Here is a 20157-nt window from a genome sequence, read left to right as displayed (position 1 = left end):
TATTAGATTCCTCCTTCAAACCTTGTTAAATTAGGTCGTAAATGAGTAAGTTGCTGTAATCGCTCAATGACCATTTCACCATTTTCATTAAGATATGCACATTCCATCTCATTTTCTTCACTTGATAGATGGTCAGGAGAACGATTTATCGTTTCACTTATTCGAAGTTGTGCTGGTTTTAACATAGATGCTGCAATAACTGCTTCATTATTTCCATCCGCACCAGCATGAGCAATTCCTCTTAACGCACCTAGAACAAAGATATTACCTGTTGCCATAATTGTACCGCCTGGGTTTACGTCACCAATCAATAGCAAATCACCATTAACTTGTAAAATTTGCCCGGAACGAACAATCTTTGCGACAGATGTTACCTCTGTTTCTCTTTTTAAACGTAATGCCTCATCCTTTGTCATGACGTTACTATCTATCGTCTCGACGATGAGGTTTCTTTTTTGCGTAATCATTGATTCAAGCTTTTCTCGTTGATCCTTATTCACAAAACGGTTTCCAACCTTTACTTTCACACCAATAACAGGCCCAGACCCGTGAATATATTGTTTTAAAGATAGCATTTCCTCGAGTTCTTGGAGTAATTGGTCAAAGGAACACGAATCATCGAGATGTAACGTTAAGCCATCTTTTGTGCCTTTAATCGTAACATATTGTTGTTGTTTTTGGACCTTCACGACGTTCACCTCAACGATTTTACTATTCGACAGAAATGCTCTAAATCCTTTTTTTATTATAAATTCATCAATATTTTTAGTAACAAGTTACTATTTTAATAGTATAAAAAAAGGTATATGTTTTCAGTCCAGTATTAAAGTTCATCAGATTCATCAATTTTGATTTTTGTTAAGTATCTTTTGAATGGATAGATGACCAGTAGTGCTACCGCTGCATTTAATCCAAGAGTAGGTAGTAGTCTTAATGTTGTAAAATCATACATCGACATGTTAGTTGTACCTATCAAATAGTTTACACCAAATACATAGAACTCTAAAATGGCAATTGATAATACTGTTAATAAAAGTACGATAAAAATATTATTATGTAGAACTCTCATTGCTTTTGAAATTAAGTAGGCAAAAAGCGCATATACAATTAAATAGATTCCCATTACCTCTATATACACAATATCATGAAGAAGACCGAATATTAGACCAAATAGCATTCCTTGTGCCCTAGTTAAGTACACAGTAATAAAGATAACGACAATTAACAAAAAACGTGGGACAAATAGCTGGTCTTGTTGAGCAAATGAAAAATGAACTAAATGAGCAAAAATTCCTTCACTTATAAAAGCGAAAAAGACGAGAAAAGGAAGAAAAAAGCGCCTCACGATTCCTCCTCCTCATTTTCCATCGTTTCTTTATCAGTTGGTGCTACACGCTCGGCAACCCAAACTCTATCAATATCATAAAAATCAGCAGATGGTTTTACATATGCCATTTTTTCTAATCCATATGAATCCGGTTCGATTTCAATAATTTCGCCAATCATAATCCCAGCCGGAAATATACCACCTTTACCAGAAGTAATAACCTTTTGGCCTTCGGTTAACTCTATCTTTGATTCGATACGCTTTAATAGTAATGCACCTTTTTTCTCATCATAGCCTTCAATAGAGCCCATTACACGTTCACTGCTTGCGGTTTTCTTATTTTGATTATCAGCTGCATCTTCTTCCTTTTTCACATCTAAAGGTAATACTTCTGCTGATATTCTATTTTTTAAATCTTTTGCGCTTAATAATTGTACCGTTGATGTGAATTGGGAAGTAGACTTGACTTTTCCAATTAATCCTTGTGTTGTAACGACAGCCATATTTGGTACAATTCCATGCTCTTCACCTTTGTCAATTGAAATATAATCATACCATCGATCTGGGTTTCGACTATAAACAGTTGAAATGATTGGATTATATTTTCTTAAATTAGAGACATCGCCTAGTTCAGCAAGTAATTTTTCATTTTCAAGCTTATACTCCTGAAGGTCAGCCTCTAATTGCATATATTCATCTAGTCTGCTTCTTAACAATTCATTTTCTTCATACGTGTTTTTTAAATCATTTACATTTTCAAAGAAACTAGAAACGTACGTGGCTGGTTTATGAAAAATAGATTGAAATACGCCTACTGTATCTTGGATGAATTGCTCGGGCCATGATAAGTTCCGATTGTCCTTTATTGAAAAACCGATTAATGCCACTAGAAAAATGATACTGACTAGTAAAATAATAAGCCGTTTATTTAAGAAAAACTGTGGCATAGGGACACCCTCTTAACTAAAAAATTTCCGATAAATACGAAGGAGGGTGACATGACAAGGTCTGACCCTTTCGTTTTAGTCACCCTACTCATTATCGACTATCTCTTGCTTTGTTTTTAAATAGGTTTATATGCTCTAAAGCCTTACCTGTTCCGATTGCAACACAATCTAATGGCTCTTCTGCGATAAGGACAGGCATATTCGTTTCCTCACCGATTACTTTGTCTAAGTTACGGAGCAGGGCACCTCCACCTGTTAAAACGATCCCGCGATCCATAATATCAGCAGCTAATTCAGGCGGTGTTTTTTCTAATGTATTCTTAACAGTGTCAACAATTGTGTAGACTGTATCTTTTAGTGCTTCAGCAATTTCTTCAGCAGTAATTTCAATTGTTTTAGGTAAGCCTGTTAAAAGGTCTCTTCCTCTAATATCCATATTGTCAACGCCGTCTGGTGCACCAGCAGAACCAATTTCCATTTTAATCGCTTCTGATGTTCTGTCACCAATCATTAAGTTATATGTTTTACGGATGTATGTAACAATGGCTTCATCCATTTCGTCACCAGCAACACGTATCGATTGGCTTGTAACAATTCCTCCTAATGAGATAATTGCAACCTCAGTTGTACCCCCACCAATATCAACAACCATACTGCCAGTTGGCTCCCATACAGGAAGATTCGCTCCAATTGCTGCAGCAAATGGCTCTTCAATCGTATAAGCATCTCTTGCGCCAGCCTGTCTTGTTGCATCAATAACTGCACGTTCTTCTACTGCTGTTATTCCTGAAGGGACACAAACCATTACATAAGGCTTTCTTGCGAAAACACCTTTTGTTTTTGTTGCTTGTCGTATGTAATATTTCATCATAGTTGCTGTAGTTTCGTAGTCAGCGATAACGCCGTCTTTCATCGGACGTAATGCCACAACATTTCCAGGTGTACGACCGATCATATTTTTCGCATCATTTCCGACCGCTACGATTTGTTTTGTATCTGTCTGTAATGCTACTACTGAAGGTTCTCTCACGACAACCCCTTTTCCTTTTACAAAAACTAAAGTATTTGCAGTCCCTAAATCTATTCCAAGGTCTCTTGTTCCAATTCCGAACATAGGGTGTATCTTCCTTTCTGAAACGAAGTATATAATTTTTTATTAATCATAGGAAAATGGACAGAATACATACATTGTTAATATTTGAGGATTACTTATTCACGCATTCTTTTGTAGTGAGGTTCGTTTCCTAAACTGCTTCTTCATCTTTCCTGTTTAACAATGAGCATTTTATAAAAAAAACTCATAAACCTTATTATATCGTAAATACTCAAAAAAAAAAGTGTTACACGTAGCCTTTTTCTTTAAGACTAACAAATTTTTGGTCACCGATTATCAGATGGTCCAAAAGTTCTATACCAAGCATTTTGCCACACTCTGTTAAACGCTTCGTTACTTCAATATCTTCTCTACTAGGTGTTGGATCGTAGGGTAGAAACTTTGCGCCTTGTTTTATCAAAATAGGTTTCACCGTTTCCCCCTCAGAACCGTACGTACACTTTTCAGCGTATACGGCTCGCCAGTTGATATGAGAAAATACTTCTTTTTCGATAAATGTTACAGCGTCTCATTATCGTTTGCATAAATCATTTCAAGTATGTACTTTTTCCATGCCTGTTTCCCAAAATGATTTTTTATTTACATCATTCTTAGTGTAATAAGATAGAGCCTAGCCGTTTTTTATGCAAAATTATTAGATAACTTTTCTCTCACACCTATTACTGTGAGTATGTGTTTACACAAAAACATAATGAACATACCATTTATTAACTTTCTCGCTCATCCATTATAAGATTAATTCGTTCATTTGTTAAGGTATCATTTCTGATATAAATTATTATGTGCAATAACGATAATTTTTTTCAGTTTATTATGTGTGAAACAACTGTAACTACCATCATTGATAAGTTGTATCCCTTATACGAACCTTTAAAGGATATTTTGTCATATTCATGACTTCCTTTATGCTATCGTTATATCAACCTGTCTCCCTTTCCCATGCTAAACTTATTACAAGCAAACGTAGGGTACTACGGAGACTCCGTTACCTTATGCTAATAGACTGACAATCGCACTTAGGTAATCCCTGCATTATGAGATAATTTCAGATACGTGATGGGTAGGTATCCCTTTCGACGGTTTCCTCATACCTTGAGAATTGAAGGACAAACCTTACGAAGGGAAGTATATTATTATACTAATAGACGTTCAGGAGCTACGTCTCCCATTTTGTCCTCATCGCCTATAAGCTATCGTAGGCAATGGCGCATCCATCGCTCATTCGTCTAGGATTCAAGCAGTCTAGCCTTTACCATACATCACTTGGTCTGAAGAACTGACTCGGCGAGATAGCTTTGCCGTCTTTTCTCCTTTTCACATCATGCTATTGTTCCTCTCCAGGTTTCCCTTCGAGGTAAGATGCTGACCATAGAACATTGTAAGGAGTTCTAGATTACTAAGTAATCACTAAAATTATTCACCTTGCAGGCGCACTCCTGACGGATGGTTATGAGCACAGATAATTGAAGCAGCAGAACGTTTTAAAGCTTCCTTATAGTAGGGTAAGTACCCGGCGCCTTGCTTAGTTACCTAAGTAGGTTTCCAAGAACTCCCCTCCAAACCGTACGTACTCCTCTCAGAGTATACGGCTTTCCATTTATCAATCTAACTTTCCATTGTGTAAGTCTTGGTGGCATTTCACACACATGGCAACCGTCTTGCGATTTCTTGCAATCATGGTTTGTTCCCATCGTTTCTTGCCTTTTAAATTTTTAAGCTTATTGACATGATGCATTTCTAATGGAACATTTACTGCACCACACCATTCACACTTTTGGGCTAAAAGACGTTCAACGAGGCTTGTCCTACCACCATAAAGTAAAGTATTTTCAATTATATCTACAGACTGTTTTTTGATTTCCGAGTTCTTCTCCATTCGTTGTTCCGTAAAAAAGGCAACTTTAGGTCCATCCTTCGTTTCATAGCGTATACCGAATTTCCCGTTTATCTTAAATTTTGTAATCATTTTACTGACGGTACTTTTATATTTACTGGCATACGTTTTAATCATGCTGTATTTCATTGTTTGTCGGAAAGATTGAAGTACATGTACATTACTTGCTAATCGATAGTAATTATATAGCCCTTCAATTTCCGCATTGTATGTTCGAAGGATTTCCAAATCATCGTTATGCACTAAATACGGACGATGAATAGGTTTCCACCCATTGTTTCTGCCAATCTTTAATGCGCCTAAATCGATGAGTTTTTTGATGTATTTCTCATGTGGGACGAACAGCTTCGTTTGATAGTTAAACTTACGCTTCTTCGTGCCATTCGGCATTTTCATTCTGTGCCTATTCCTTGCTATTCGAATGTCGTACCCTAGGAATCTTGCGTTTTTCTGGCTATGAGTTATCAACGTCTTTTCAGCACTCAATTCTAATTTGAGTTTATCTGCAAGGTAATCTGTTAAATCTTTCTTGATTTGTTCTGCTTCTTTTTTACTACCAATGACACCGATAATAAAATCATCTGCGTATCTCACATATTTCATTCGACGATAATTTGGGTCGAAAAGGTCTTTGCTATCATGGCTTTGCAGTTCTTTGTATAGAGTTTTTAACTCTCGAAGCCTTTTAGCTTTTTCTTCTTTGGTTAGTCGTTCCCAATCACATTTATTTTTCTTTTCACGATAATTGATTTTTGATGACAGGTTAAGATAGACAATATTATGTGTTCGCTTTTCACCTTTGTTATAGTCCAGTGCATACTGTTCAACATATTTATCTAATTCATGCAGATATATATTCGATAATAAAGGACTAATGATGCCACCTTGAGGAGTCCCACTATAGGTTTTGTGAAGAGTCCATTCTTCTACATAACCTGCTCTTAGGAATTTCCAAATTAAATTAATTAATTTCTCATCCCTAATGCGTTTTCGTAAAAGTCCGATTAACACATGATGGTCGATATTATCAAAGAATCCTTTTATATCCCCTTCAATGAACCATCTCGTACCTGTGAAGGTGTTGCGTATTTCCTTTAAAGCTGTGTGGCAGCTACGATTTGGTCTGAAACCATGCGAATGATTTGAGAATTGTGGCTCATAAATACTTTCTAGGATTCGCCGTACAACTTCTTGCACTAACTTATCCTCAAAAGTTGGAATACCCAAAGGTCGTGTTTTACCATTTTTCTTCGGGATATATGTTCTACGTGCTGGTTTTGGTTGATAGGTTTGTTCTCTTAGTTTTTCAATTAAACGCTCGATTCTTTCTAAACTCATTCCATCGATTGTGTTGTCATTGATACCTTTTGTATTACTTCCTTTATTAGGTGAAAGTTTGGCATAGGCTTCTAGATAAAACTCGGTGTTATATAAATTTCGATACAGCCTTTCAAAAACATACGTTTCGTTTTTTGCTTTGGAAGTTAGATTGCTTAACACTACTTTTGGATTTCTCATAGAGCCTCACGCTCCTTCCCAATTTGGTATTAAACGAGATAAACTGCTCCCCTTCGCCATGTAATAGGCTTTCCCTATCTCAGACTACTACGAGAGCTCCGTTGCCATATCAGATATTCAGCATCATCTTTCTTGCCTTTCAGCTTGAAATTTATCACCTTATTAGGCATTATGCATAGCTGTATTTAAAGCATTCCGACTTAGGCAATCCCCATTTAGACATTTAGAAATATAGCACTTCATAGTTTCGGATGTGATTTTCACTCTTTTCTTCCATATAGAAGATGGACGAAGTAGTATCACTTCATGTTTCTCGAAGTCTAAAAGAAACATGCATACTTCGCACAGCGTAAATCGTTACCTCCCGCTGAAGGTCCCCGTAGTCCCCCTTGAGCTACCATTCAAGCAATCCAGCTTTCATCCTTGTCTATGAATTTTCATCTCGCCATTCAGTCTTGCCTTGGTAACTAGACAACTTATGGCTTTTCCAACATGCTACACTCCCCGCTTGGTTTCCCTAACGGATAAGTTGGCTGATGATAGGGTACTGAATGTGATATTTCCCTACTGCTTTGCTAGAGCAGAATTTCTAAATACCCTTATGGGCGCACCACTTCCCTTGGATGTACAATCGAGGCATTTAAACTGCCAATAAAAACAGTTTGTTTATGAAGCACTTGATTTTTCGTATTTAAGTAGAGGCAAACAAAATGCTCTTGGCTTAGGAATCTCATTTCCTCCATGACATAGTTAGCACCATCTTGTGGTGAGCGAATTGTATATCGATCATCAAAATTGAGCCGATTGATTCTTCTGCCAATTTCAAGGGCTGCTAATATTTGAGCAGCCTTTGCTTTACCGATACCTGATATTGACGTTATTTCTTCAACGGTAGCATCTGTTAGCATTCTTAATCCTTCAAAATGATTTAAAAGTCTTTGTGATAGTTCAAGGACGGGTTCTTTCGTTGTACCTGTTCGTAAAATAATCGCCAGCAATTCTTGATTAGTCAGTTTATCTGGTCCATCTTTAATTAATCGTTCTCTCGGTCGTTCATCTTGTGGAAAATCGCGGATTTTAAATGATGTACTAGCCATATTCTCCTCCTTATTTCCCTTACTGCTCACTTTTGTTTCAAAGTCCATTAGCGAAGTTTACTGTTCATAGTACCCGAGTTCTCGTAATTTCCTTTTTACTTTTGCGATTGGTAGGCCAACTACCGCATAATAGTCACCGACTATTTTTTCAACAAGCAGTGCGCCATAGCCTTGAATCCCATATGCGCCAGCCTTGTCCATCGGCTCACCTGTAGCGACATATTGGTTAATTTCTTCTGCTGACAATGGGTAGAAAGTGACCTCTGTTTTCTCGCAGAAAGTAATGCAACGCTTGTCTGTTACAATTGATACACCAGTGTATACCTCATGAGTGTTACCAGATAACATGTGTAGCATTTTAATTGCTTCCTCTTCAGTTTTAGGCTTACCTAACATTTGATTTTCAAATGCCACAATTGTATCAGAGCCAATCACATAAGCATTGTCTACTTTGTCTGCGATAAATTCTGCTTTTTGCTTTGCAAGCTGCTGGACAATTTCTTTAGGGTGAAGTGAGTTGTCAATTATTTCATCGACATCACTTGGCATCACCTTAAATGGCACTTGTAATAATTCGAGAAGCTCCTTTCTGCGTGGTGATGCTGAAGCTAGTATTAATGTTGAAGTCATGAAATCAAAACCTTTCTTCGTTTCAGATTAGAAGATACGCCTATATAGTAACAAACAGGGCTAATAAGGACAATTTGCGAAAAATTAATTTTCCTACTTCTAGAATTTCATTAAAAAAGAGTGAAAAGAGCCCGTTTAGTACTTGCTCAATCCACTCATATCCACCTAAGCTTTTAAACTTTTAATAACTTCCAACAGTTGCTGCTGTGCTTTCCAGCCTTGCTTATTTTTCACCTCTTTTACCGCTTCTTTCAATAGTGTCATTGCCTTTTTCTCATCGTCACTTTTTGCTTCAATTTTATTTATCTCTGTTTCTAGTGTCGATAATTTCTCTTCACCTACAGTGGCGTTGTTCGCTGCTTGTGCAGAGAGGGATGCTAGCGTCTGAATAGCATTCACCCACTTTTCTCCGCCAGATGTTGTAGCTATTTGTAGCGTAATATTTTTACCGCCCCAAAATTCAATTTCCGATAGATTTTGTTGTTTGTATATGTCTGCAAGGGCAGTAGTCTCACTTTTCTGTTGACCAACGCCCGCGTAAACTGTAAATTTCCCATCTGTTTCAATAGCAGTTGCAGCAAACCCATTGTTAGAAATATTACTAGTTACTTTATCAGCTGCTTCCACTGTTGAAAAAATCCCACCTTGGACAACATATAATGAAAGAGTTACATTCGTTGTTGCGGGCACGTTTGCTTTTTCTGTGTCAGCCTTTTTTTCATCTTCTTTATCCGTTGCAACCGGTGCTACATCACCGTCTTGTATCGTACCGTTTACAGGCTCAGCATTTGGCATATCTTTATTTGATAAAAAGTTTAATGCAACAAAACCAAATACTACTCCAAGACTAATCGCTAACACAAAAATACTCACTATTTTCCGAAGCGGATAACCACCAGTCGTACCTTTCTTTGATTTCACCGGGTAATGAAAAGGTGTGACCGATTGATTAGAGAATGTTTTCTTTTTCTTATTAGGTATGACAACTTTCGGGTCTTCCTCAAATACAGTATTTTCATCTGGTAAAATCCAAGGGAACTCGTCATCATTTGGCTGTTTTGCTGAGGCAATTTCTTTTCTTGCTTCGAGTTTTTCATCCCAAGAGGAAATTGAGATATGTTCATGGGCTGTTTTTTCTTGTGTGGGGCGATCCTTGCCATTTATTTTTACCTTAATCGAATTTGTTGTTTGCTTGTCCATTTGCTTACCACCCTTCCCTGAGCAAAACACGTGCGGTCATTTTGCTTATCATAGTAACAGATAGGACAAAAAAAAGAACAAGACATTTGTCGTCTTATCCTTAAAAGTTTTCGTCAATTTATGCGTTGTATCATTTGCTTATTCGGATGATGAACGGATTTGTCTTTTCACTCGGTTGGGGTGGAATAATAGATGGGTCTTCCTCAATCAAATCCGATAAAGTCGGTAAATAAAAGGCCGTCAAATGCAGTTCATAATTGATAGGCTTTACAATATCTGTTATTTCCGTAACTTCTGCGGGTTCACTAAATGATAACTGGTTCACCATCGTAATCCTCGTTTGAGACTCAATTACTTCGACAAACTTTTTCAAATCCAGAAAATTCTCTGATGTAACACTTATGTTAATTGAAAGCTGTTCTAACCCCTCTGGTGCACCCGGTATTTCGATTACCTTTTCGGTAGCAGCTTCGCCTTCTTCTAAGTTAGGATCCAACTCATCTTCATTGCCACTTTCATCCTCAATATTTGCTTCTTCTTCCTCAGTCTCAGGTAAGACAACTTCGCCTACTGAAAAATCAACCGAACGAATCGTACTGTTTGAAACAATTACTGCTTTTTCTAAGTCGAGGACAAATTGGTCAATTAATGTATCGACAGGTACTCTTTGTAGTAGCGAGTAGCTGTTTACACGAGATTCTTTCTCTGCCAATGGTTTATCTAGTTTCTCTTGCAATGACGTATTCGATTTCTTTTTATATTGAATCTCGTCTTTTATTGGTTGCAAATAGAGAAAATACCCACCTAAATAGAGGAGACCTAGCAGAATGACAGATGCGATGAGAATGATTACATGTTTTCTATGAAGCTCAATCCTCATTATTCTCACCGCCGTTCTCGATAATTCGCACAGTTGATTTCACTTCAAGTTCATATGTTGCCAATACTCTAGGTACAATTTTTTCTGTAGCCTCTAATGCCTGCTCTTCATCCAATTCAATTTGCGAATTCAATTCGCTTAAAAAAACGTTCACAAATGTTGGTGATTCCTTTAATCTCGCTAGATAAAAGGCTGCCTCTCGATTCGAATCGAACTGAATGACAACTTTAATTGACCGTGGGTCTGCTTGTTCGTAATTAATAAAAAAGCCTCTTTCAGGTAACAAGGCAACCAATTCTTCTAAATAAGGCAGTACATCCTTGGAAATAGCATCAGCAAAATTTACTGCAGACTGCAGTATCTCAACTGAAGAATTTTGTTTAAGCTCATTTTGATTGGCCAATTTCTCCTCTAGTTGCCCCTGAAGTGTACGATTCTTTGACGTTACTTGTTCATTTTCTTGGAGAATAGAGCGTGTTTGAAAGAAAAAAAGCAATGAAGTAATTAACGTAATCATTGCAATCAATAAAATGATGGCTCGTTTTGCTTGGTTTTTCCGATCTCTTCTTGGAAGTAAGTTAATTTCTGCTAACACTTTACTCCACCTCTTTTAGTGCTAATCCTGCTGGTAGATGAAATGTATATGGGATCGGCGTTTTATCTAAAGAACAAATAATTTCGTTAGCCAGTAAGGTAACGTTACGTTCAAATCTCGAATTAATAAATTGATTGAATTCTAAAAGATTAGGATGGTCACCTGTTAATATGAATTGATTGATCTCTTGCTCACCATCGTTTAAAGAAAAGCGATAAAAATTTAACACATGCTCAATCTCTTTTAAAATATCATCCCATTCATTTGCGGAATGATGCCCTGCCTCTTCATTTTCGAAATATAAATGTCTCATAAATTCAGGTTTATGGTCATTAAATATTGTAAGATTGACAGAGCTAACATCAAATTGGATAAGGAAGATTAGGTCATTGCTCTTTTTCCCATTCCGATGTAATAACCGGAAACAACAAAGTGATGATATATCGGCTACGATTGGTTTAAGCTTGACTGATGATAAAAGGTCTGTATATTGCTGAACGAGTTGTTCAGAAGATGCTACTAAGAGGATACTTTGCATTTTATTATTCTTTGTTAAAGGGACATAGTCGAAAACAACTTCATCGAAAGGTAAGTGGATAGTTGAACCCATTTCTACATATAAATATCCCCTTATTTCATCGTCTTCAACATCAATGGGAATTTGAATTTTCCGGATAACGACGTGTGAATCAGGCACATTAAAACGGACACTTCTACCTTTAATCCCCCAGCTTGTTACACAATCATCCAGCAAGAGTGAAAATCCTGTTTCATCTTTAATCCTTCCGTCGACAATCATACCTGGAGGAATTTGCCGTTCTTCACATTTATTTAACACGATAGGAGTACCTTGTTTTAATTCAGCATAACGAATCATATGATCTTTAATTACTAAATTCCCAATCTTTCGATTAAAAGAAATGGCCATATTCGTAACCCCCAACATTTAAGCCAATTAACGATATATATAAGTCAATTAATGAGTCCCCGAAAAAGTATGCGATAAGCGTACCGACGATAATCGAAGGTCCAAATGGAACAGGCTCTCGTTTCTTATATTTTCCTAATACCATCCGTCGTATTCCATCTAAAGTACCAATAAGTGTCGAGAGGAAAAATGCAAGTAAGACAATTTTCAACCCTAAAACAATGCCAAGTAGGCCAAATAGCTTAATGTCTCCACCACCCATTCCCCCTTTACTAATATAGGCAATAAAGAGTAACAGGCTGAAGGCAACAACTCCGCCAACTAAAGAGTCATACCAAGGATTAAGCGGAAACACAATCCGTTCAATGACAAACAATCCTAAAAAAAACAACAGTATTTTATCTGGAATAAGCATATATGTAATGTCTGTAACAAAGATGATCATACATAGAGATATTAAGGTGAGGGCAACAAGTAGTTCACCATTCCACCCAATTATTAGTGGTGCAACCATAAACAATATTCCTGTCGCAAGTTCAACTAAAGGATAAATCGGAGATATCTTCGCTTTACAACGGCGACATTTCCCTCCTTGTAATAGAAAAGAAACAACAGGGATTAATTCCACTGCTGTTAAAGTATGGTGACACCTCGGACAAGCTGACCGAGGTGCGATAATTGATTGGTTTACAGGAATTCGCAAGCCCACAACGTTATAGAATGAGCCTAGGAGTAGGCCGTAAATGAATAGTATAAACATTGGTCAATCTATAAAGTCAACTAATTGTTGCTCAGTTGCCGATGTTGCACCAGCGGTAGTGTTTACAATAGAAACTGCTGGATGATTAGATATTGAATAAACACCCTCATTATAACTCACTTGGAAATTCTCGTCTGTCTTAACTTTATCTAAATAGCCCTTTAAAGCTTCTCTATTAAAAGTAACGGTTTCAGGCTTTTCTGCTCTAGCAATTTTAGCTGCATCAATAATTTGCACCGCATCCGATACAGTAGCCTTTTCTCTAGAATTTTCAATTAAATTCCCTATCGCAGGTACAGCAATTGCCGCAATAATACCTAAAATAACAATAACAGCTAGCAACTCAATTAATGTTAGTCCTCGCTGATTTTTTAATAATTTTCTCATTCTCATCATCTCCTATTTTGTTCGTTATATTGTACAATTCCTAAAACTAAGCATATTATAGCATGTCTTTTATCCTAAATATATAGATTTTTAAAAAGAATTCTTTAGCCAACCTGGTTAAAGATTTCAAACATCGGAACCATTATCGATGTGACAATAATACCAACAATTCCAGCTAATACCACTATCATTAACGGCTCAATTAAACTCTTCAATCTGTCAGTCGTTTGTTCAACTTCATCCTCATAAAAATCAGCTACTTTACCTAGCATTTCATCAAGTGCCCCTGTTTCCTCACCAATAGCAATCATTTGAATGATTAAAGGAGGAAATACCCAATGCCCTTTCATTGGCTCTGTTAACGACACACCTTTTTCAAGAGATTGCCGTGATTTTCTTAATACTCTTGAGATGACCTCGTTTTCAACGACATCGGAAACGATATCGATAGCGTTCAATATCGGGACTGAGCTTGAAAACAAGGAACTTAATGTACGCGTCATTCTTGCTAAGGCAGCTTTTTGTAGCATGCCTCCGAACACCGGAAACCGTAATGAGGCGTAGTCAAGATAATACTTCGTTTCTTTTTTACTTCTTAGAAAGAAGTAGATAGTGGTAAGTAATGCAAATAGCAGCACTATTAACCACCAATACGATTGCATCCATTCACTTGAACCAAGAACAAATCGAGTTATTAACGGCAACTCCGCACCAAAGTCTTCAAACATGTCTACAAATGTCGGGACAATCGCGACTAATAAAAAAATGACAACTGCTATCGCTATGACGCCTACTACAGCCGGATAGGATAACGCTGAAACAATTTTTTGGCGTGTTTTATGCTGTTTTTCAAAGTGTAGGGCGAGCCTGTCCAACGTATCATCAAGGTTACCAGTGGCTTCGCCGGCTCTAACCATATTGATATACATCGCAGGAAAAATCCGTTTATGCTTTGCCGCTGCTTTTGAAAGTGGATTTCCTGAACGTAGCTCTTCACTAACGTCAAGTAATGCCCTGCTTAATGGCTTGCTCGACGTTTGATGTGCCAATATGTTCGTTGCATCAACAACGGTTATCCCTGCTTTTAATAAAGTCGCAAACTGACGTAAATATATAACAAAATCTTTTAATTTGACGGGGTTACCAATCGCAATATCTTTTGTAAATAAAGTTTCAGGGATTTCTTCGATGTGTATGATTCGAATCCCTTTCTCTTTTAGCTTAACCATTGCTTCGCGTTTTGATGTACTTGTGATTTTACCTGCGGTCTTGCCTGTGCTCGTTCTGCCTTCATATTTAAACCTAGCCATAATGATTCTCCCTTAAATAAGGTGCAGCTACTTCACGTGAAATGGCATTCGAATTGACAAGCTCCTGAATGCTCATTTCAAGTGTCATCATTCCTTGGGCACGGCTTGTTTGCATAACGCTTTGGATTTGATGATTTTTCTCATTACGGATTAAATTTGCAATCGCCGAGTTATTAATTAAAATTTCAAGAGCCGCTCGTCTTCCATCACGAGTAGGTGTCGGAAATAAGCGTTGTGAAACAATTGAAACGAGAACAGAAGCTAGCTGGATTCGTACTTGTACTTGCTGATTTGGTGGAAAAACATCAACAATGCGGTCGATTGTCGCCGGTGCACTCGATGTGTGTAGTGTCGCTAATACTAAATGGCCAGTTTCAGCTGCGGTAATCGCTGTTTGTATCGTCTCTAAGTCTCTGAGCTCTCCTACTAAAATGACATCAGGATCCTGTCGTAACGCAGCCCGTAACCCATTTGAAAAGTTCATCGTATCAAAGCCGACTTCGCGTTGATCAATGATGCATGTGCCATGCTTGTGGAGATACTCAATTGGGTCTTCTAATGTAATGATGTGCCTGCTTAGCGTATGATTCATGTAATGAATCATTGCTGCTAATGACGTTGATTTCCCACTACCCGTAGGACCCGTCACCAAGATAAGTCCTTGCGGTTTTTTCGAAATATCCTTTAAAATTTGCGGAAGCTGCAGCTGTTCTAATGTTGGGATTTTTGTCGGGATTATTCGAATCGCCATTGACACACATGTCCGTTGTTTATATATATTGACACGGAACCTAGAAACACCTGGGATCCCGTATGAAAAATCTAATTCACCTTTTTCCTCAAATTTAGGCCATATTGATGCAGGGACGATCGCTTTAGCCATCGCTAACGTGTCACTTGGAGTTAATATCGTATCTCCATGTTTTTTTAAATCGCCATTAATTCGAAACGTCGGTTGAATACCAACAGTTATGTGAATGTCAGATGCTTTTAACTCAAAGGCAGTGCGCATTAATTGTTCTATTAATTCTTTCATTGTCATCACTCCATCGTCGCTACACGTAAAATTTCCTCTGTCGTTGTCAAGCCCTGTTTCACTTTCAACAGCCCATCATCAATTAGGAAGATCGTTTTATTTTTTATGGCAATTTCTCGCAACTTTGAAAATGGTTCACGATTCATCACGACTCGTTTCATTTCATTCGTGAGCACAACTAATTCATGGACTGCTATTCTGCCACGATAGCCTGTCATATTACATGTTCCGCAACCTTTGCCACGTGTAACGATTTCAACCTTCATGCCGCGGCTTGCGAAGATTTCTTCTTCCCGTTTTGTCGGTTCCATTTCCTCTGCACAATCACGGCACACTTTTCTGACTAATCGTTGAGAGACAACACCAGATAATGAAGAAGCTACTAAAAATGGTTCAACACCCATATCAATTAACCGGGTAATTGTTCCTAATGCATCATTTGTATGCAATGTACTAAACACGAGGTGACCGGTAAGAGAAGCACGTACAGCTACTTCTGCAGTTTCTTTATCACGAATTTCTCCAACCATAATAATATTCGGGTCTTGTCGCAAAATCGAACGGAGCCCTTTTGCAAATGTTAATCCGATATTAGCGTTCACTTGAATTTGATTAATTCCAGCTAACTGATATTCAACAGGATCTTCAATCGTAATAATATTGACTTCTTCGGAATTTAATTTATTTAATGCTGCGTATAGCGTTGACGATTTTCCTGAACCAGTCGGCCCTGTGATAAGTACCATTCCTGACGGCTGTTCAATTAATGTTCGGAACCGTTCTAAATTCACTGAGTGAAACCCAAGTTTATTGACATCATTTAATGTGCTTCCTAAGTCTAAAATCCTCAGAACAATTTTTTCACCAAACACAGTCGGTAATGTCGAAACCCGTAAATCAATTGGATGAAATTCAATTGTAGTCTTAATTCGTCCATCTTGAGGAACGCGTTGTTCGGTAATATCCATATTGGCCATTATTTTAATTCTCGCGGTAAGCATACTTTGCATATGCTTCGGCAGGACACGCTCTGTCTTTAATCTTCCATCGACCCGGTAGCGAATCGAAACTTTTGTATCTTCCGGGTCAATATGAATGTCACTAGCCCGTTGCTGGACAGCATTTTGGATGACTTGATTAACGAGCTTAATAACCGGAGAATCAGCCTCTGTCACTTGTTCCTCACGAACTTCCTCAGGGGCATCATATGAAAACAGGTTATCGATATCATCTTCTAATTCATAATATTTATTAATGGCTCTTAAAATATCATCCTTCGTAGCAATAACAGGTTCAATTTGAAAGCCTGTTGAAAGCCTTAAATCATCAATTGAATAAAAATCGAGTGGATCAGACATTGCGATAAACAGTTTATTCTCTTCTTTTTTTATTGGAATTAGCACATTTCGCTTTGCGATTTCCTTTGAAACAAGCGTTAACAATGATGTATCAATCGGATAACGGTACAAACTAACATGAGGAATGCCTAATTGAAATTCTAATACCTCTATTAATTGTTGCTCAGTAATATATCCGCGCTGTAAGAGGGCATCCCCAAGCTTTTGGTTGTTGTTCTTTTCTTTTAATGTTGTTTGTAGCTGTTCTTCCGTAATTAATTCACTTGAAACGAGCAAATCACCCAACCTTTTTCGTTTCGCCATCGTCATTCCCTCCTTTACTTTTCAATATTAGGGTCTTCCCAAAGTTCCTCATCTTCCGTTGTTTCATTTTGGTTTGTATCCTCTGTTGAACGAGATTCTGTTGTTTCAGGACGATGATTTGGATTTTCAGTTGTTTGTTCATCAAGCTGATTGAGATTCTGTTCAGTTCGATTATTTTCATCAGGATTATCTGAATTATTTAGTTGTTCTCCTATATCATCAGTATCTGGTGTGTCAATTATCGGTGTATTGATTAAATTCAAAGGCATCCCTTGATAAACTACTTTATAGGCCGGTGGGTAATAATCCTCTGCAATTTTCACTTCATTTTCGAGCTTCCCGTCGATGAATACTTGCCTATAAACTCGAATGGATTGACCCTCTTTTCCTTCTTCACCTAATTTTGTTTCATTTTCTTCTAGCGCAAGATGATAATGGACAATCGTTCGTGTCGGATATTTCTGTTCGTTTTCGAAATATACACGGTATTCCTCTAGCTGTTTACCGCTTAGTTGAACTGTTAAGTGCTCGTCTGAGACAAACATTGTTAGTTCATAAGGCTGGTCTGTCGGATTTAGAAATTTTAAATCCCATTTATTTTTGACAAATGCTGCTTCTTGACCAAGTTTTGTATAGGATGGCAACTCGTCGCTTATATGCCGTTCAATCAGTTCAAATGGTGATGCTAAAATTGTCGTGTAAATGGTTGTTGCTACTTCACTTAGTATTTCGTTATTTATGTCAGATAAATTCCGTTCATCAATGTACTCTTGTAAAGAAAACTGCGAACCTGGTGCAATGACAAAACGATCTTTGAGACGCTCGTTGAATAATGCTCCGTTTGCGAATGGGGATACTGCCTCACTGATTAAGCTCTCTTCAAATTTATCTTTTACAAGAAAGGTTCGTAAATCAAATTCAACCGGTTCTTTGTTAAGACTAGTCGCTATTTTTCTTATATTTTCACTTAATTGTTTAACATCCACAGCTCGAACCCGCTCTTGTCCAAATTCCGTTTGAAGAAGCTCATTTAATTTTTTCTCATTCACCTCAACAGAAAGATTTGTTGTTTTTTTATTTTCAAGAGCTTGAACGGTTTTATCTAACTGAAAATCAAGATAATCCTCTTCTTTATCTAAAATAATTGAATGGTCAAGCGTTAAAACAATCTTATTATCTTCAGTCCAATTTTTAATTTCCGAAGCTACCTTTGTTTTTGCCTGTTCTTCGGTCAGGTTTTCTACACTGACCGATGCAATTTTTGTCCCTTCTTTATATGTACCCAGACCGAGAAATGAACTAAACGTCATTAATCCGAGTTGGGCGAAAACAAAAATGAATATGCTACAAAATAAAAGTATGAGTATACTTAACAATTTTCGGTTATTCATCGTATCACCCTTTATCTACAGGCTCTTGAGATAATAGTTTTTCAAAATCGACCTCATTTGTTTCAACTGGGATTTTTTCGGTTTCAGAATTAGGAAGATTTTCTACACGAGTAGTTAAAAAATCTAAATCCTCCTCTTGATTAACATGACTAGCAAGTTGTACATTTCCACTTAATGTTGTCGTTTTATTCTCGATATATGATAAGATTAGCAACCCTAAGATAATCGAGAGTACGCAAACAATTAATAATAACGGCCAAATCGTTTCAAATACATGATAGGCAAAAATGCATAAAGTGGATATTAAAAACGACGCTAATCCATATACAACTTTGCTTCGAACAGTTAAATTAATCGGGATAACGATTAATATCGTCATGACAATTCCAAGTCCAATTACACTAAATAGGAATTCAAGCATATCCGCACCTCTATTAGTTCATATTTCTCATGTCAATTGTTATAAATATACGATAATTTTCTACAATATATTCGTGCTTACATTGTATAATAGATATTGTAATAATAAAATCAAAATTTCTTCATACTAATTCAAACTACAACTAGTTAAATTGAACTAATACAGTTCATATATTTGGGGGCTTTTTTTATGAAAAGGAAAATGAACATGATGTTGATTTCTGAACGTGGCTTAACATTGATTGAAATCGTTGCTGCACTTGTCATTTTAAGCATCATCGTCATTTCCTTCATGTCCTTTTTTATCCAGTCATCACGTACAAATACGAATTCTGGCAAAATAATTGATGCGACATATGTTGCCCAAGCTGAAATCGAGGAAATTATTAATAGTGAGGAACATCTAAAACAATATAAGAATGTATCCTGTCAAAAAGCAGAGGCTGATAAAAAATGTTACGAAGCAAACAAAAACGGGTATTTGTTACAAATTGAACGAAAAATAAAGAACAACCAAACACATGTTATTATTAAGGTTTTTAACGAAAATCATACGAATAAACTCGAAGCACAAATGGAGACGATATTGCCAAGAACGAAAGCAGCAGGTGGTGGATAATGATTAAAAACAACAAAGGTGTTACATTAGTCGAATTGCTGGCAGCTCTAGCATTACTCACCTTAATCCTTTTACTTGCAAATTCTTTTCATCTATTTGGGCAAAAACAAATGATTGACCAATCTAAAACGATTCAAGAGCAAGCAAACATTAGACTTGTGATGAATATTTTATCGAATGAAGTTAGAACAGGGAAGGTTGAAGTTCCTGTTAAAAACAATACGTTAAAAATTACGACAAACAACAAGACAAATATTTATAAACTTGAAAGCAATAAAATTACTAGAAATGACGAACCAATTGTTGATAAAATAGGAGTTTTTAATGTAAAGAGTACGGGGACAACCCGTCCTGAAATTACAATTGATATTACGAGCTTACCTGATAATAAAGGGAAAACTGAGTCTATATCAACGGTTATCCATAGTCGAGTTGATTGAGGT

Annotated in this window: 19 protein-coding genes and 3 pseudogenes; 2 read left to right on the top strand and 20 right to left on the bottom strand. The window is 37.0% G+C overall.

All coding sequences use genetic code 11. The features are described from left to right. Nucleotides 1-2: 2 nt before the first annotated feature. The 20 genes and pseudogenes from minC to J2S19_RS19320 all read right to left on the bottom strand — a co-directional run bounded on the left by minC (nt 3) and on the right by J2S19_RS19320 (nt 19096). The gene (gene minC / locus J2S19_RS19415; protein WP_503128649.1) at nt 3-689 is read right to left on the bottom strand and encodes a septum site-determining protein MinC; all 687 of its coding nucleotides are present in this window, start codon (nt 687-689) and stop codon (nt 3-5) included. A gap of 134 nt (nt 690-823) precedes the next feature. Further along, the gene (gene mreD / locus J2S19_RS19410; protein ID WP_307345303.1) at nt 824-1345 is read right to left on the bottom strand and encodes a rod shape-determining protein MreD; all 522 of its coding nucleotides are present in this window, start codon (nt 1343-1345) and stop codon (nt 824-826) included. Beyond that, nucleotides 1342-2274, bottom strand: coding sequence for a rod shape-determining protein MreC (mreC, locus tag J2S19_RS19405; RefSeq protein WP_307345301.1), 933 nt, complete (start codon nt 2272-2274; stop codon nt 1342-1344). The genes mreD and mreC overlap by 4 nt, the downstream gene beginning before the upstream one ends. A gap of 91 nt (nt 2275-2365) precedes the next feature. Beyond that, a complete protein-coding gene (locus tag J2S19_RS19400) occupies nt 2366-3388 on the bottom strand; it encodes a rod shape-determining protein (protein WP_307345299.1) in 1023 nt (340 codons plus the stop codon). A 226-nt stretch (nt 3389-3614) separates the two neighbouring features. Beyond that, nucleotides 3615-3755: pseudogene (locus tag J2S19_RS19395) on the bottom strand (JAB domain-containing protein); the annotation flags it as partial. 1046 nt (nt 3756-4801) lie between these two features. Continuing rightward, nucleotides 4802-4885 (bottom strand): annotated as a pseudogene (locus J2S19_RS19390) (JAB domain-containing protein); the annotation flags it as partial. Between the two features lie 103 nt (nt 4886-4988). Further along, nucleotides 4989-6800, bottom strand: a complete 1812-nt coding sequence (ltrA, locus tag J2S19_RS19385) for a group II intron reverse transcriptase/maturase (RefSeq protein ID WP_307345297.1) — start codon at nt 6798-6800, stop codon at nt 4989-4991. Between the two features lie 605 nt (nt 6801-7405). Continuing rightward, a pseudogene (locus tag J2S19_RS19380) lies at nt 7406-7897 on the bottom strand (JAB domain-containing protein); the annotation flags it as partial. Nucleotides 7898-7954: 57 nt separating this feature from the next. Next, nucleotides 7955-8527: a Maf family protein gene (locus J2S19_RS19375; RefSeq protein WP_307345294.1), complete on the bottom strand. Its 573-nt coding sequence runs from the start codon at nt 8525-8527 to the stop codon at nt 7955-7957. 165 nt (nt 8528-8692) lie between these two features. After that, nucleotides 8693-9727, bottom strand: coding sequence for an SPOR domain-containing protein (locus J2S19_RS19370; RefSeq protein ID WP_307345292.1), 1035 nt, complete (start codon nt 9725-9727; stop codon nt 8693-8695). Between the two features lie 130 nt (nt 9728-9857). Further along, nucleotides 9858-10607, bottom strand: a complete 750-nt coding sequence (locus tag J2S19_RS19365) for a hypothetical protein (RefSeq protein WP_307345290.1) — start codon at nt 10605-10607, stop codon at nt 9858-9860. Continuing rightward, entirely contained in the window at nt 10597-11202 is a 606-nt protein-coding gene (locus J2S19_RS19360; RefSeq protein WP_307345287.1) for a PilN domain-containing protein, read from the bottom strand. The genes J2S19_RS19365 and J2S19_RS19360 overlap by 11 nt, the downstream gene beginning before the upstream one ends. A gap of 1 nt (nt 11203) precedes the next feature. Continuing rightward, the gene (gene pilM, locus J2S19_RS19355; protein WP_307345284.1) at nt 11204-12130 is read right to left on the bottom strand and encodes a type IV pilus biogenesis protein PilM; all 927 of its coding nucleotides are present in this window, start codon (nt 12128-12130) and stop codon (nt 11204-11206) included. Beyond that, a complete protein-coding gene (locus J2S19_RS19350) occupies nt 12114-12890 on the bottom strand; it encodes a prepilin peptidase (protein ID WP_307345282.1) in 777 nt (258 codons plus the stop codon). Before J2S19_RS19350 ends, pilM begins: the two co-directional genes overlap by 17 nt. A gap of 3 nt (nt 12891-12893) precedes the next feature. Beyond that, nucleotides 12894-13277: a type II secretion system protein gene (locus J2S19_RS19345; RefSeq protein ID WP_307345280.1), complete on the bottom strand. Its 384-nt coding sequence runs from the start codon at nt 13275-13277 to the stop codon at nt 12894-12896. Nucleotides 13278-13381: 104 nt separating this feature from the next. Next, nucleotides 13382-14587: a type II secretion system F family protein gene (locus tag J2S19_RS19340; RefSeq protein ID WP_307345277.1), complete on the bottom strand. Its 1206-nt coding sequence runs from the start codon at nt 14585-14587 to the stop codon at nt 13382-13384. Continuing rightward, nucleotides 14580-15623: a type IV pilus twitching motility protein PilT gene (locus J2S19_RS19335; RefSeq protein WP_307345274.1), complete on the bottom strand. Its 1044-nt coding sequence runs from the start codon at nt 15621-15623 to the stop codon at nt 14580-14582. Before J2S19_RS19335 ends, J2S19_RS19340 begins: the two co-directional genes overlap by 8 nt. A gap of 5 nt (nt 15624-15628) precedes the next feature. Further along, the gene (locus J2S19_RS19330) at nt 15629-17290 is read right to left on the bottom strand and encodes a GspE/PulE family protein (protein ID WP_307345271.1); all 1662 of its coding nucleotides are present in this window, start codon (nt 17288-17290) and stop codon (nt 15629-15631) included. An 8-nt stretch (nt 17291-17298) separates the two neighbouring features. After that, nucleotides 17299-18675 (bottom strand): VanW family protein, encoded by a 1377-nt coding sequence (locus tag J2S19_RS19325; RefSeq protein ID WP_307345268.1) that lies wholly within the window; start codon nt 18673-18675, stop codon nt 17299-17301. A gap of 4 nt (nt 18676-18679) precedes the next feature. Further along, nucleotides 18680-19096 (bottom strand): hypothetical protein, encoded by a 417-nt coding sequence (locus J2S19_RS19320; RefSeq protein ID WP_307345266.1) that lies wholly within the window; start codon nt 19094-19096, stop codon nt 18680-18682. 189 nt (nt 19097-19285) lie between these two features. Here J2S19_RS19320 and J2S19_RS19315 point away from each other — a divergent pair, with 189 nt between their 5' ends. Together J2S19_RS19315 and J2S19_RS19310 are read left to right on the top strand one after the other, a co-directional pair. After that, nucleotides 19286-19714, top strand: a complete 429-nt coding sequence (locus tag J2S19_RS19315) for a type IV pilus modification PilV family protein (protein WP_307345262.1) — start codon at nt 19286-19288, stop codon at nt 19712-19714. After that, nucleotides 19714-20154, top strand: coding sequence for a prepilin-type N-terminal cleavage/methylation domain-containing protein (locus J2S19_RS19310; RefSeq protein WP_307345259.1), 441 nt, complete (start codon nt 19714-19716; stop codon nt 20152-20154). The genes J2S19_RS19315 and J2S19_RS19310 overlap by 1 nt, the downstream gene beginning before the upstream one ends. The last annotated feature ends 3 nt before the right edge of the window (nt 20155-20157 follow it).

The organism is Metabacillus malikii, assembly GCF_030813355.1.
In the GTDB taxonomy this organism is placed as follows: Bacteria; Bacillota; Bacilli; order Bacillales; family Bacillaceae; genus Metabacillus; species Metabacillus malikii.
This window is presented reverse-complemented; position numbering and strand designations above follow the sequence as displayed.